A 12,814-nucleotide genomic window follows, 5' to 3' on the forward strand; every position below is an offset into this window, starting at 1 on the left:
TAAACAGTCCTTTTTCATTAGCGGCGTTTAACTCCAAACCGTTCTGATAGTGATTCACCTAATAAATTAAAGGTAACAACAACTAGCATAATCATGAAACCCGGATAGATCATTAAGGCTGGATGTGTTCGGATATAGGACTTTCCCTCAAGAATCATCGCCCCCCACTCAGGTGTAGGAGGCTGCACACCCAAGCCTAAAAAGGACATGGAGGATAAGTTCATAATCGCCCAACCCATTTCTAATGTTCCCATTACAGCGAGTGATGGAAGAACGTTAGGAATAATATGTTTTTTCATGATAGTCCATGTAGACGAACCACTGATTTTAGCAGCCGTAATATAGTTCTGTTCTTTCAAGCTTAGAACCATCCCTCGAATGACCCTGGCGTAATAAACCCATTGTACGAGAATTAATCCTAAAATCACCTGCTTCAGACCGGCTCCCCAAATGCCCACAAAACCAAGAACAAACAAAAGGCTTGGGATCGCCATTAGTCCATCACCCAGTCTCATTAACAATTGATCAACCCAGCCACCCTTATACCCAGCAACGATCCCGATAATCAAACCAATACTTAAAGCCGAAACAAAGATGAGCATAGCAAACCCTAGCGAAATTCGTGCCCCATAAAGGATTCGCGAAAATGTACATCGACCTAGATGATCTGTTCCTAACGGATAGTCCCATGAAGGCTGCTGTAGCTTATGCGCTAAATTGACAGCAATCGGATCATTCGGTGCAATCCACGGAGCAAAAAGGGTAATTAAGAATAAAATGCCCAATATACTTGAACAAATGACGATCACTTTTTGACTTTTTAATCGATCACGGAGCTTTACTTTCATTGGTATTGCCTTCCTCTTCTAGAAATACGTGGGTCAATATACATTTGGGCCAGGTCTACTAGTAAGTTGCTAATAAGGAATATTCCTGCTGCCAACAGCACGTAGCCTTGAATAACAGGAACATCACGATTAAAAACAGCCTCAATAAAAAAACGCCCAAACCCTGGCCATGAAAAGACTGCCTCTACAATGATCGCTCCTGTCATTAAGTTCCCAAGATTCATTCCAAGCCCGGTAATCATCGGGGAAATGGCAATTCTTAATACATGCTTCCCCATGATGATTTTTTCATGAACCCCTCTCGTCCGCGCAAAGAGTACATAAGACTCTTGTAAATTCTCAAGAACACTTGCCCGTAATAGTCGGGTATAGAGTGCGATTAACGGGAAAGCCAGTGTGACGGAAGGTAAAACCAAATGCTTCCACGTTCCAATCCCTTCTACTGGGAAAAGGTCTAGTTTTACAGAAAAGAAAAATATCAATAAGTACCCCAGCCAAAAGGATGGGATGGATGCCCCTATAAAAGAGAGGAATCGACTTAAATGGTCCATTCCACTGTTCTTCTTTATACCTGCTAAAAACCCAATTGGAACACTTACTAGGATAGCGATCAAGAGACTGCCGATCGTCAACTGAATAGTAGCTGGTAAACGAGCGGAAATCTCCTGCCATACGGGTTTATTGGTAACATATGATATGCCAAAATCAAATTGCCCTACTTTTATTAGGGAATTTACATATTGAATAAAGAGAGGCTGATCTAAGCCAAACTCATGTCTTTTTTGTTCCAACATCTCATCTGTCGCTTGGATATGTGCAGCAGCAAAATATGCCTCAGCTGGGTCCACTGGCGATAGATTGATCATGCCAAATGTTAGTAAAGTGGCCAAAAGAAAGATTGGAACAATGGTGATGATTCGTTTCAAGACATAAGTACCCATGCAAAACTCCCCTGTCGATTACTTCTTCTTACTCATTCCTGTAAATGGATGTTCATCCCGGTTAGCAGGGAATGTAAAATTAGTAACATCCTTTTGATAGATAGCTATTTTCTTAATATACGAAATAGGTACAATTGCACCCTGCTCTTGAAGTGAGCCTAAAATCTCCGTGTATAGTTGTTGACGCTCGTTTTCACCCGTTGTTTGTTGAACCTCAGCTATTTGGTTCTGTAACTCTTCTTTGTTAGGATAAGATGAAATTGCTTCTCTAAATCCAAATCCTTCTGTAGCCATCATGTTTACGAAAGTATGCGGATCATATGGAGCACCAAAGTTACTATAGAAATTCATATCGAACTCATTCGCTTTGAATCTTTCAACTTGAGTGGTAAGCTCAACTCCGGCAATATTTAATTTAACACCTAAGCCAGCCCATTCAGACTGTAATGTTTCAGCCATTGTTTTTTGGATTACTTCAGCAGAGTTATACATTAACTCAATTTCCAGCAATTTACCATCTTTTTCGCGAACAGTCTTACCTTTTGGCAGCTTCCAGCCAGCTTCGTCCAATAATTGTTTCGCTTTTTCAACATTATACTCGAATGTATCTGCTTTCACATTGGAAGTATAAGGGAAATTGGTTGGTAAGATATAGTCAGCCTTCTCTTCCATACCAGATGTCACACCCTCAACCATCGCTGATTTATTAAAGCCGAAATGTAAGGCTTGACGAACACGTACATCTGAAAGCTGTTCTTTGTTCGTATTCATGACCAGCTGTCTAGTTGCGACTGGTTCAGAAATGCTATTCCCATATGAACCTGTTGATTCTAGTTGTTTAAAAGAATCGATACTGATAACACCCTCACCATAAATCAGGTCTAATTCCCCTTTTTCAAACGCAAGTACACGGGTTTCAGCATCAGGAATTACTTTTACTTTGATTTTCTCTACAGTTGGGAGCTCTCCCCAATAATTTTCGTTCCGTTTAAAAACAGCATATTCATCCACTTTATACTCATCTAATACCCATGGACCTGTCCCAACTGGCTTTACTACACCTTTCGAGGTGTCACCATCTTCAGGGAAACCTGCCTCCCCAAGGAATCGGACTGGACGTACGACCGCTAATTCTTGAATAGTAGGGTAATAAGGTTCTTTTAAGGTTAATTTAAAGGTATACTCATCGACAGCCTCAGTTTGGTCGATCTTCGAAATAAATCCTAACCAACTGTGTGTCGCTGCATTTTTTAAAATCGCATCAAAGTTCTTTTTCACAATCTCTGCATTAAAAACTGTACCATCTGTAAATTCCACACCTTGACGTATGATGAACAAATATTCCTTCCCATCTTCGGAAATCTTCCACGACTCTGCCAAATGTGGTTTTAACTCTCCACCCTCTTGGTAGCTGACTAAAGGCTCAAACACCATAGATTGGGCAAATAATTGAGATGGGTTATAGATATGAGGATTCATTTCGCCTATATCTCTTGGCCAAGCAAAGGTAACCATACTTTCCGTTTCTTTATTGCTAGATTTAGAGTTTTCTTTTTCTACTGAACCGCTTGAACAGCCAAGTAAAGCCATCGATACTATCAGAACCCATACAGCCATAAGCAAAAGTCGTTTTTTGTTTTTAGGGTTAAACATCATAAATTGATCCTCCTAAGTGATAATGATAACTATTATCAATAGTAGATTCCCATATGCCAATTGTCAATAAAGATTCAGATATTTCACAAAGTATTCAAGTTCAAGAGGCTTCCCAAAAGTTCAGCGAACTTATGAGAAGCCTCCATTAAAATCCTCTATATTAGCAAAATGTTAGCAATTTCAGCAGCTAGACTTTTACCGTGTTGCAACATGATCCGAGCCCCAACTATAAAAATTGGTTTATGTTACACTGTAACGTTTCTTAAATACTTATCCCATTTTTCCTTAAGATAATTTGATTCTTTTAATTTCTTGGTAAAATTTATAAATGACGCTTCATTCCCTGTATCAAGAGCTTGATTTATCTTAAATTGTAAATAGTTAATTTTAAGGTCAATGTCAAACATGGATAAAAGCTGTTCTTTCATAAAATACTCTTCTAAATCTTCGAGGGCCATAAAGATGATACATCGTTCATTGATTATAACTAAAAAATACCATCCGTTAGCCATTGTGAATTTACGTTCATTCGTGACTTCAATTATATCGCCTTCATTAATTGTTATATATTCTGCATGATTGCCATCTGGACAAAAACAATCAATCTGATGTTCAAACGTTTTAACGGCAAAATAATGTCCAAACATTCTCATCTCTCCCATTAATGGTATGAATTTCATCTAGACCTTTCAAAATAAAATTAAAAGGACTTTGCTTTTTGATTTGATCAGTGCAAAAAATCCTTATTAGGTTGGTCCATCCTTTTAAAGCTGTTTGGACTGTCATAACATTTGTGTTTAAATGGACAACTCCAACATTCTGTCAGTGAATTAGAATATGTTGATAATAAAATTTATAAGGGCACCTTATAAACGACTCTAAGTGATAATCGGTCATAGTTTTCACGGAGACTATTGAGTGCCTGTTTATCATGTAGTTGATCCTCCCTTTCCTTTAATCAATTGAGTTTCTTAAGAATGTAACAAAATTCTTTCCAAACGTTCGGCAGGCTTCTTCTTCTTCCTTCTCTGGCGTTAATTCAACTTTTAATCCTTGAGGATACACCTCCGCCCCTCGCTCTCTAAGCTTTTCCGTTAAGATATCTACTGCTGCACCGTATTGTGAATAGGCGGAATCACACGAACCAAAAACTGCAGCTTTTTTTCCTGTTAAATGAATGCTATCCATTTCATCATAAAAATCCAAAAAATCAGCAGGTAATTCACCGTCACCCCATGTATAAGCTCCCAACAAAATTCCATCATAATCTTCTAATTCCTTTGCATCTGGTCCGTCTATAATATCTATTATTTTTAAGCCCTCTCCCATTGCGCTTATACCATCAGAAACGGCTTTCGCCATCATTTCTGTATTTCCACTCATGCTAGCAAAAATCAGAATTACCTTTGCCAATTATATCCCCTCCAAAAAAATTGATAATGATTCTCAATAAAAACCAAAAGTATGAAGCTATTTACAACCTTTAAGCGCATTATAGATGGAACACCAAGAACGCTTAGCATAATAAATGGGAATGCACTGATTTTTAGCTCGTTTCTTTATAACAGTTGACAGATTATGATTTACGTAATCCGTTAATACAAGAATGCAATTAATTTTTTCTGGTATTTCTTTTTTAACCATTTGTACCTTTCTTCCATTAATATGTAAGACTACATCAAATCCAACGGATGTTAATTTGTCTCGAATAACCCCTAGATGATCGGCACCTATGATAAGTAACGAAGTCATTGTATCCTCTCCATATCTCAAATAGTTAATTTTCAGTTATGTCCACATCATACAACCCACAACATAGACATTGATAATGGTTAGATTGAACCCCGACTACATCCTCGTCATCAATAAAACCACACCATTCACAAATTAGGATTTTAGCCATTTTTTTCCCTCCCCAAAATTATCTTTCTTCCGGTCTACCTGTGTAGGTACTTACTTTCTATGTGGTCTTTATAACATTTCATTGTTAACTATTAAAACAATCTTTTTACTTAGATCTTTCTTCAGTGATAATGATTATCATTATCGATACAAATTGATTGTAAATGAAAATGATTATCATTGTCAAGTTAATTAATCGAATTATCTTAAAATTAGCAGGCAACATGCCAGAGAAATGGAATTTAGAATTCACTTTCTAAAGGAGCAAATGTTTTTATTTATTCAGCAAGAAAAATAAAGCGTTAATTTATCTGGGGACTCCCCCACTAATTGGGACGATTCATATGAAAAACTAAGGAAAAGAAGAGTAACAGATTTATTTAGAATAACGTCTAACTGTTATAGATTAGAAACTGCTAGGAAAAGATTTTGAATCCCAAATTTCATAATTCTAATTGATAGATGATAAAGGGAGGCAAAGAGATGCCAAGAACACAGAGATATAAGAAGAAAAGAATCAGAAGGAATTTTATCATTATTCGTATTGCACTTTGTGCTTTAGCCGTATTCATTTTATATATATCGGCTAGAGGTTTAAAGAATATTGGGAGCCATTCACCAGCCAGTAATCAGGTGGAAGATAAAATTGAAGAATCTGTTGAGGAGGATACCTCTGTTAATACAGAGGATCTCAAAAAGGAAAAAGAGCTTGAAGAGAAGGTTAATCTAGTTATTAAACATGCAAAGACTTTAGCATTAGGATATGACTTTAAGGGAGCTATTGACTTACTACAAGCTTTTACTGAGCAATTTGGAACAAATGATACCATAACTGAGGCACTAGCAAACTATCATCTTGAAAAAGAGCGCATGGTATCATTAGGTTCCTATCATTCCATTGATCAAATTAACCATGTATTTTTTCATTCATTAATTGCAGACACCTATAAAGCCTTTGATGGAGATAATGATTCAAATGGTTACAATTATTATATGACCACCGTCTCAGAGTTTAAAGATATGATGACAGAAATGTACAATGCGGGCTATGTGCTTGTAAGTATCCATGATGTAGCAAAAAAAGAGACATTAGAGGATGGGTCGACACGATTTGTTCCAGGAGATATTATGCTTCCTCCAGATAAAAAGCCTTTTGTCCTATCTCAAGATGATGTAAATTATTATAAATATATGGATGGGGATGGTTTTGCAGCAAAGATTGTTATTGGCGAGAATGGCAGACCCACTGCTGAAATGATACTTAATGATGGAACCACTTCTTTTGGAGATTATGATTTAATACCCGTGTTAGAAACATTTATAGCAGAGCACCCTGATTTTTCATATAAAGGCGCAAGAGGAATACTAGCTTTAACCGGGTATGAAGGTGTTCTAGGTTATAGAACACAAGACCCAAACTCACCAACCTACCAACAGGATAAAGAAGCTGTAGTGGAAGTTGTCAAAGCACTAAAGGAATGGGGCTGGGAATTTGCCTCACATAGCTATGGTCATCGTGATATGAACAAATATAATTATTCATTCGTCGTAGACGATACCAATAAGTGGAAAGAGGAAGTTGGGTCATTAATTGGACCTACGGATATCTATATTTACCCATTTGGAATTGATATTGAAGATCCAGATATTTACGATAGTGAAAAATATCAATACTTAAAAGATAGTGGCTTTGATTATTTTTGTGGTGTATATAAAGATCCTTGGCTGCAGGTCGGGAAAGAGTATATCAGGATGACTAGAAGGCCTCTGGACGGTCAGGCCATGCTGCAGTTCCCAGATAGACTTGAAGATTTGTTTGAAATCAGTAAGGTGATCGACCAAGCTAGACCTGAGCTTCAATAAGTAAGGCAGTATTGCCATTGCCTAGTAATCCGAAAACTTTCCAACATTTTTCCTTGATACTCTTCTCGACAATTTTCTCCCCACTCAGGGGTATTAAACCCAGGTTTGGCAGTATTTAAAGCGATTTTAATCAAACGTTTGGTTAGTGCTGATTCAACTAATCAATCGTTTGATTAACTAACGCATAAGCCCTTTTATCAAACAATTTTAAGCTGTTTACAAAATAATTAATTGTCGGATAAAAGTTATGGTGTTACCATTCCACTCAAAACTGACCCATTTATCTCATTTTGACCTCCTTTGATCATCTGGTTTTAATTCTTCAAATCGTTTTGATAGTAAATTTAACGGTGCTCTAATAACAGTGTCTAACAATTCTGCATACCGATACGGTGCAAACGGTGATGTATAATATGTCCCAAAGCTCTTTAAACCAACTAAGTGAATATTAATGAAAATGTAGGCAATTAGTATTCCATATAATCCAAACAGAGATGCCGCAATCATTAACGAAAAGCGTAATATTCTTAGTGATATACTGACATTGTATGAAGGAAGGACGAAAGAAGCGATAGCTGTTAGGGCAACAACAATCACCATTACTGGACTAACAATCCCAGCACGAACAGCGGCATCACCAATGACAAGACCACCTACAATTCCTATTGCTTGACCTACCGGACGAGGTAATCTAACTCCAGCTTCCCGTAATAGCTCTAAAGTAATTTCCATAAAAAAAGCTTCTATAAATCCAGGAAAAGGCACCCCTTCTCTTGTCCCTGCAATCGATAATGCTAGTGTCGTTGGAATCATCCCTTGTTGATATGAAACCATCGCAATATACAATGCTGGTAGAAACATCGCTATAAAAGCTCCTAAATAACGAAGGACTCGAATCAATGACCCAATTTGCCAACGGTCATAATAATCTTCTGGAGATTGAAAAAGCATATGAAATGTAACTGGTGCCATTAAACTAAAAGGACTTCCATCTAATAAGACAACCACTTGGCCGTTCATTAACGCATTTACTGTTCTATCAGGGCGCTCAGTTCGTAAAGTTTGTGGAAAAATGGAAAGTGGATTATCTTCAATTAACTGTTCAAGTGATCCAGTATCAACAACATCATCCATATCAATACAGGAGATACGGTAACGAACTTTATCAATATACTCTTGATTGGTAATTCCTTTAATATACAAAATGGCAAAATCTTTTTTTGAGCGTCTGCCTATATTTCCATATTGAACAACAAAGTATTGATCTCGGACCCTTCTTCGCATTAACATGACATTCGTTTGAAGCGATTCAATAAAGCCGTCCCTTGGTCCTCTAACAACCACTTCACTTTCTGGCTCATCAATACTGCGTTCATTATTACTACGAGTTGCAAAAAGCAAAACTTCATCTATCCCATCAATGACTAACAGTGCTTCACCAGATAATAATTGAAAAATGGACTTTTCAAACGACTTTTCCTTTCTGACATCACAATGAAAGACAACTTCATCTAATAATTGCTCGAGTAATATGCTTTTCTGTTTTTCGTTAACTGAATATTTCAGTAGAGGTTCAATTGTATTTTTTTCAATTCGATCTTTATCAGCTAAACCATCTACATAAAACAACGATGCTTTAATTTTTTTCCCTACTAAAAAATCACGTTGTATAATGTCATCACTTTCACCAACGATATTTGTTACTAATGTAATCGTTTCATCGATATTTTTACTTAATTGCAAGGGATATTCTGTTCTTCCCCTTGTATTATCAGACATTAATTTTGAAAATGTTTTTTTAAGCAAGGGTCATACCTCAATTCACATCAATTTCTTCTTTTGTCATATAATCACGAATTCGCACTTCTGCTTCGACGGTAAAATTTGCTTTTGAAAAATAGCCATTTTCCCCTTCCCACTCTTTTTTAATTTGTTTCCAATGTTTCGGTGTTTTCCTATTCACATATTTACCAAAACCGAGGGCATCTGCATAATATTGATGTTGCAGTTTCTCGATTACTTTTAGTGCCTTATTCTCAATTTCTTTTGCTACTTCTTTTTGTAGTTGTTCATTTGTCTCTTGCTCACTTAACTTAATATTATCTACCCAATTTTCAACAAAAGAACCTTCACTTTTAATTAATAAATGAAAATGATCCACTCCGTCTTTTTGCGTATATTTAATAGATGTATTTAAGTTACTTGTTTCATAAACAAACAATTTACCTTTATAGCTCGCTTCGACAACTGAATTCTCAGTGTCACTCAGTATGATATTAACCCCGTCAATATCCTCCTCCCCTAACCAACCTTTAAATTTATTCCATTGCATAATTGCAGCACCAGCAATCTTGAAATCACCCTGTTTATGAACAATATGTGGAATCAGATAACTTTTTTCCTCAAGGACTTTCTTTGATAGCTCACCAATGTTTAAATCTGCTAGCATACCGTGGTGTGCCCGATAATTTTCTTGTATCATTTTTATGGAAATAGCAGGCATTATTTCAAGAGGGAGTTTTTGATTTAATATTTTCTCTCCATTTCCATTAGAAATAAAAACTAAAGTATCACGGCGCATCTCGTGATCTCTTATAAAATAATCAATTAAATTTTCAATAAACACATCTTTCACAAGTTGATCATTAATGATTAACACTTTTAAATGCTCATAATTTAACCTTCTACTACGACGAGACACAATATTACGGTTTGACTTAAAATTCGTTCTTCCGGTTGTACTTATATTAAAAAAGGCTTTTTTTTCTAATGGATTTCCTTCACTAAGAACGCGGGGAATAACTACTTGATAGGTCGTTTTGAACATCTGGGTCTCAAGCTTTTTAGATTCATCCACAAAATGCTCCTTTATTTCTTGATCATCTTGTGGATCAAGGGAAATCGCAAGAACGAAACCCATTTCATCAATTTCTCTTATATCCCAACATCCAGTTAGCAGTGTCAGTATTCCTATTATCAGTACAAGCTTCTTCACACTTAACGGACCTCACTTTGTTCTGTGTCACGTTTTTTATTTTTAACAATATAGAGATAACCGATCATGATCGTAAAAAGTGTTAACCCTAAACCTAAATATCCGATGAAATCTCCAAAAGAAAATGTTTCTTGGAGAGAATTTGGAATGAAAGTGATCACGAAACAAATGGTAGCGAGTATTATTGCTATAGAAGCAGCTCTAATTCCAGGAAAAAACTGCTCTTTTACAATATTTGTGACTATAAAATGAAAGTTTGACATTGTATTAAATATCGTCAAGATCCAAACGATGATAATTAACGGTTCTAATCGTTCAATTAACCCTTGAATAATCTCTATTTCTTTCGTAAGTTCAATAGTCGGATAGGTAACCACTTTCGTGGCTTCAAGTCCTAATATTGAAATGGCTAATAAGGTAAAACATAAATATAATATCCCTACGATTGCTAAGCCGATGTTTATATATTTTGAGGAAACTGACTTTTTATCAGAGTACACCATAAAAAAAAATAAAATCTCTATACCTAGAAAGGAAACGATTGTTTCTTTTGAGCCTCTTATAATGGGTACCATTCCTTCTGCGCCTATCGGTAATAAACTTCTATAATCAAACTCTTGTAAATTAAACATAATAATGAATAAAAGCACAAGGAAAACAATTGGAAAAAAGAGTAAATTCAAATGAATAACCCCTTGTAAGCCTTTCGTAACCGCATAAGTGATAGCTAAATACATAAAAATAATTACAACTTCAGAAGGTGTTTGGTTAATTAAATACACACCTACAACTTCTGTAACAATTCGTGCCTCAAATGAGATAATAAAAGTGAAATAACATATAAAACCTAATGTAAGAAATTTAGTTAAAAAGTAGCCCACCATATTTTTTTCTTGGACATACTGAAGGATACTTTGTCCATGGGTTCGTTGATGCAGCTTAATAATGAGTGTAGCCATTGCCATATTAGCGATTAACCCAATGATAATCGGTATCCAAATATCGGGAGTTCCAACGCTTTTAGCAAGTGAACGCGGCAAAGTAAGTATTCCAACACCTATGATAGTTGACATTACTGTAATCGTCATTTCCAAACTTAATATTCGATAATTATCTTTATTTACCATCAATTCACACCTACTTATCGCTTCCCTGCTGCAAATAGTATTCCTTTTGGTTCCGTTTCTCTTTCCAAGGGGGATTCACTTTATTCTCTACCCAGACATTTAACCTTTGAATAGTTTTCATGATGATAAATAGGAGACCTCCATACAAAAACACACCTGATTGTGGAATAAACCCTAATATACGTTCAAAGATATTTTGAAACATCTTTTTTTCTCCAATCAAAGTTTTCATTTAAAAGTAGTTTTTACCAGCAGATGAAGTTTATACAACTGTTAAAAAATATAAAAACTCTTGTCAGTAATAAATCTTTATTACTGACAAGAGTTTTTCTTCATAGTGAGTTAAGTTCGTCATTTTTCAGAGAGTGACAGCGTACTAAAACCTTACGGACCCTTAATCTTTAAGGGTGTATTCAACTTTTGTAGTGCTCCTTTAAAGACGAATTCACCTTTGTCTGCATATTTAGGGCTGACTGGTGTCTTCGTATCTTTTCCGACATCAATGCCTTCAAATGAGAGCTTATATCGATGAATACAATTTAATAATTGTATCGCTAATAACATGTAATCCCCCTTCTCTGTTTTATTTAGGAATAAAAGAAATACTATAAAAAGGCTTCCAAACAGTTTAAACAAGAGCAAAAGAAACATCTTTGGTGAAGGTGTTTCTTTTGCCATTTCGAAAAAAGTAAAAATTCACCATTATCGCATTGACCGATATTTAATAATTCTAATTACCCACTACAGTTGCAAACTTATAGCCAATCCCTCTTAATGTTACGATAAAGGGATAATCTGTATACTCCTCGATTTTTTCTCTTAAATTTTTGATATGGACATCTACTGTTCGTTCATTGATTATCTTTTCATTCTTTTTATATATGGTATTGATGATTTGTTCCCGTGAAAAAATTTGATCTGGGTGGGTCATAAATAGATAAAGCAATCTATACTCGAAATGGGTTAAATCAAGTACTTCATCGTGGAATTTCACAACTCCCCTTAATGGTTTAATCGTTAATCCTTTATAGCTAAGTTTACTGCAACGATTGGCGGTTCTTCGTAAAACCGTTTCAATTCTAACCGATAATTCCTCTAAATTATATGGTTTACCAACGTAGTCATCGGCCCCTTGTTTCAGTCCAACTATTCTTTCCTGCTCCGTATTATTAAAAGATACAATAATGATTGGTACGTTACTGTCTAATTCGTAACGTATCCACGAGCATATTTCTAGTCCATCCATATCAGGAAGAGATGTTTCTAAAAGCACAAAACAAGGATCATGTTTTAAGTACATTTCACGAGCTGATTGTCCATCAGCCGCCTCTAATATTTCAAAACCTTGCATGGTCAAATGAAATCTTAACACAGCTCTATTTTCCCTATCGCAATCAATAATTAAAATGGATTTACCTCTTAATTTTTTATTTTCCAACATCTTCAGCCCCTTGCCTCTATTATAGTGATAAGAGGAGTTTC

General features: G+C 35.8%; 14 protein-coding genes. 1 reads left to right on the forward strand and 13 read right to left on the reverse strand.

Features of this window, described 5'->3' with window-relative positions; genetic code table 11:
• Nucleotides 1-17 precede the first annotated feature (17 nt).
• The 7 genes from nikC to MLOOGBEN_RS29465 form a co-directional block, all read right to left on the reverse strand.
• Nucleotides 18-848, reverse strand: coding sequence for a nickel ABC transporter permease subunit NikC (gene nikC, locus MLOOGBEN_RS23435; protein ID WP_179160686.1), 831 nt, complete (start codon nucleotides 846-848; stop codon nucleotides 18-20).
• Nucleotides 845-1,789: a nickel ABC transporter permease subunit NikB gene (gene nikB / locus MLOOGBEN_RS23440; RefSeq protein WP_179160687.1), complete on the reverse strand. Its 945-nt coding sequence runs from the start codon at nucleotides 1,787-1,789 to the stop codon at nucleotides 845-847. The genes nikC and nikB overlap by 4 nt, the downstream gene beginning before the upstream one ends.
• An 18-nt stretch (nucleotides 1,790-1,807) precedes the next feature.
• Nucleotides 1,808-3,442 (reverse strand): nickel ABC transporter substrate-binding protein, encoded by a 1,635-nt coding sequence (gene nikA / locus MLOOGBEN_RS23445; RefSeq protein ID WP_179160733.1) that lies wholly within the window; start codon nucleotides 3,440-3,442, stop codon nucleotides 1,808-1,810.
• A 248-nt stretch (nucleotides 3,443-3,690) separates the two neighbouring features.
• Entirely contained in the window at nucleotides 3,691-4,092 is a 402-nt protein-coding gene (locus MLOOGBEN_RS23450; RefSeq protein ID WP_179160688.1) for an IDEAL domain-containing protein, read from the reverse strand.
• 307 nt (nucleotides 4,093-4,399) lie between these two features.
• Nucleotides 4,400-4,858, reverse strand: coding sequence for a flavodoxin (locus tag MLOOGBEN_RS23455; RefSeq protein WP_179160689.1), 459 nt, complete (start codon nucleotides 4,856-4,858; stop codon nucleotides 4,400-4,402).
• A gap of 57 nt (nucleotides 4,859-4,915) precedes the next feature.
• Entirely contained in the window at nucleotides 4,916-5,197 is a 282-nt protein-coding gene (locus tag MLOOGBEN_RS23460; protein ID WP_179160690.1) for a DUF2325 domain-containing protein, read from the reverse strand.
• 25 nt (nucleotides 5,198-5,222) lie between these two features.
• Complete coding sequence (locus MLOOGBEN_RS29465; RefSeq protein ID WP_256989249.1) at nucleotides 5,223-5,348, reverse strand: hypothetical protein; 126 nt, start codon at nucleotides 5,346-5,348, stop codon at nucleotides 5,223-5,225.
• 482 nt (nucleotides 5,349-5,830) lie between these two features.
• Between MLOOGBEN_RS29465 and MLOOGBEN_RS23465 the strand changes: the two genes are divergently transcribed.
• On the forward strand, nucleotides 5,831-7,210 hold the full coding sequence (locus tag MLOOGBEN_RS23465; RefSeq protein ID WP_179160691.1) for a polysaccharide deacetylase family protein: 1,380 nt from the start codon (nucleotides 5,831-5,833) through the stop codon (nucleotides 7,208-7,210).
• Between the two features lie 285 nt (nucleotides 7,211-7,495).
• Here MLOOGBEN_RS23465 and MLOOGBEN_RS23470 read toward each other — a convergent pair whose 3' ends face one another.
• From MLOOGBEN_RS23470 to MLOOGBEN_RS23495, 6 genes are all read right to left on the reverse strand, one after another.
• Nucleotides 7,496-8,989 carry a spore germination protein gene (locus MLOOGBEN_RS23470; protein ID WP_179160734.1) on the reverse strand — a complete coding sequence of 498 codons (1,494 nt, stop codon included), beginning with the start codon at nucleotides 8,987-8,989 and terminating at the stop codon, nucleotides 7,496-7,498.
• Nucleotides 8,990-9,026: 37 nt separating this feature from the next.
• Nucleotides 9,027-10,205, reverse strand: a complete 1,179-nt coding sequence (locus MLOOGBEN_RS23475) for a Ger(x)C family spore germination protein (RefSeq protein WP_179160692.1) — start codon at nucleotides 10,203-10,205, stop codon at nucleotides 9,027-9,029.
• Between the two features lie 2 nt (nucleotides 10,206-10,207).
• Nucleotides 10,208-11,332: a GerAB/ArcD/ProY family transporter gene (locus MLOOGBEN_RS23480; RefSeq protein WP_179160693.1), complete on the reverse strand. Its 1,125-nt coding sequence runs from the start codon at nucleotides 11,330-11,332 to the stop codon at nucleotides 10,208-10,210.
• 10 nt (nucleotides 11,333-11,342) lie between these two features.
• Nucleotides 11,343-11,537, reverse strand: a complete 195-nt coding sequence (locus MLOOGBEN_RS23485) for a hypothetical protein (protein ID WP_179160694.1) — start codon at nucleotides 11,535-11,537, stop codon at nucleotides 11,343-11,345.
• A 179-nt stretch (nucleotides 11,538-11,716) separates the two neighbouring features.
• Nucleotides 11,717-11,896 carry a hypothetical protein gene (locus MLOOGBEN_RS23490; RefSeq protein ID WP_179160695.1) on the reverse strand — a complete coding sequence of 60 codons (180 nt, stop codon included), beginning with the start codon at nucleotides 11,894-11,896 and terminating at the stop codon, nucleotides 11,717-11,719.
• Nucleotides 11,897-12,062: 166 nt separating this feature from the next.
• Nucleotides 12,063-12,773 carry a response regulator transcription factor gene (locus MLOOGBEN_RS23495; RefSeq protein ID WP_179160696.1) on the reverse strand — a complete coding sequence of 237 codons (711 nt, stop codon included), beginning with the start codon at nucleotides 12,771-12,773 and terminating at the stop codon, nucleotides 12,063-12,065.
• Nucleotides 12,774-12,814: the final 41 nt, after the last annotated feature.

It is taken from the genome of Bacillus sp. EB106-08-02-XG196, from assembly GCF_013396335.1.
Classification (GTDB): Bacteria; Bacillota; Bacilli; order Bacillales; family Cytobacillaceae; genus Neobacillus.

Coding starts and splice junctions, on each gene's coding strand:
- MLOOGBEN_RS23470 (WP_179160734.1), bottom strand. CDS start 8,989: ATGTCTGATAATACAAGGGGAAGAACAGAATATCCCTTGCAATTAAGT.
- MLOOGBEN_RS29465 (WP_256989249.1), bottom strand. CDS start 5,348: ATGGCTAAAATCCTAATTTGTGAATGGTGTGGTTTTATTGATGACGAG.
- MLOOGBEN_RS23490 (WP_179160695.1), bottom strand. CDS start 11,896: ATGTTATTAGCGATACAATTATTAAATTGTATTCATCGATATAAGCTC.
- nikC (WP_179160686.1), bottom strand. CDS start 848: ATGAAAGTAAAGCTCCGTGATCGATTAAAAAGTCAAAAAGTGATCGTC.
- MLOOGBEN_RS23450 (WP_179160688.1), bottom strand. CDS start 4,092: ATGTTTGGACATTATTTTGCCGTTAAAACGTTTGAACATCAGATTGAT.
- MLOOGBEN_RS23485 (WP_179160694.1), bottom strand. CDS start 11,537: ATGTTTCAAAATATCTTTGAACGTATATTAGGGTTTATTCCACAATCA.
- MLOOGBEN_RS23480 (WP_179160693.1), bottom strand. CDS start 11,332: ATGGTAAATAAAGATAATTATCGAATATTAAGTTTGGAAATGACGATT.
- nikA (WP_179160733.1), bottom strand. CDS start 3,442: ATGTTTAACCCTAAAAACAAAAAACGACTTTTGCTTATGGCTGTATGG.
- MLOOGBEN_RS23465 (WP_179160691.1), top strand. CDS start 5,831: ATGCCAAGAACACAGAGATATAAGAAGAAAAGAATCAGAAGGAATTTT.
- MLOOGBEN_RS23460 (WP_179160690.1), bottom strand. CDS start 5,197: ATGACTTCGTTACTTATCATAGGTGCCGATCATCTAGGGGTTATTCGA.
- MLOOGBEN_RS23495 (WP_179160696.1), bottom strand. CDS start 12,773: ATGTTGGAAAATAAAAAATTAAGAGGTAAATCCATTTTAATTATTGAT.
- nikB (WP_179160687.1), bottom strand. CDS start 1,789: ATGGGTACTTATGTCTTGAAACGAATCATCACCATTGTTCCAATCTTT.